This is a genomic window from Mesorhizobium sp. M7A.F.Ca.US.010.02.1.1, from assembly GCF_004023085.1.
Taxonomy (GTDB): Bacteria; Pseudomonadota; Alphaproteobacteria; order Rhizobiales; family Rhizobiaceae; genus Mesorhizobium.
On sequence record NZ_RZRV01000123.1, the window covers coordinates 1 to 543 of the forward strand.

The 543-nt window shown below is 56.2% G+C and carries 1 pseudogene; it reads right to left on the bottom strand.

Annotation, left to right across the window (positions count from 1 at the left end):
* Positions 1-428, bottom strand: a pseudogene (locus tag EOA19_RS35035) (hypothetical protein); the annotation flags it as partial.
* Between the last annotated feature and the right edge of the window lie 115 nt (positions 429-543).

Sequence of the window (543 nt, forward strand, 5' to 3'; positions counted from 1 at the left end):
CTGCCTAGATCCTTGACATCTGACCGGGCGTGGCCGGCGCGCTCGATTAGCTTGCGTAAGAATCCGTTAGGGATACGTTGCCAGAGTTCATGGATGCTTTTGCACCGCGAGAGAAACGCTTGCTCCGTCATGGCAAGCGGAGCCACCTGACCTAGGCGGGAAAGCTCTGGATAGTGTAACCATCCACTAGCCTGCAGTTCCGCACGGGAGAACCCGACGATTTCGGCCGCAGCCTGGGGCATCTCTAGCGTGGTTCTCAGGAAGGCCAAATGATCACCCAGATCCAGCAGTTGGTTCACGAAGCGCTCTGTCTTAGAGACGATGTGCTCTTCGTCTTGACTGAACTCAGCGACCTGAGCAGGGTCTTGCACGTGAGCATAGGCGTGAAGGATCTCACGGTCTGGTTTAGGTTCGTAGAGTTCTCGCATTGGTACCTTGATCAGATTGCGGCCGACTCGAACACAGTCGGTAAAGCTCCACTGCCCACGATAGGATGGGCTGCAGTACCATCGCCCGTAAATCTTAGCCGGGGTGGTGTCGAAG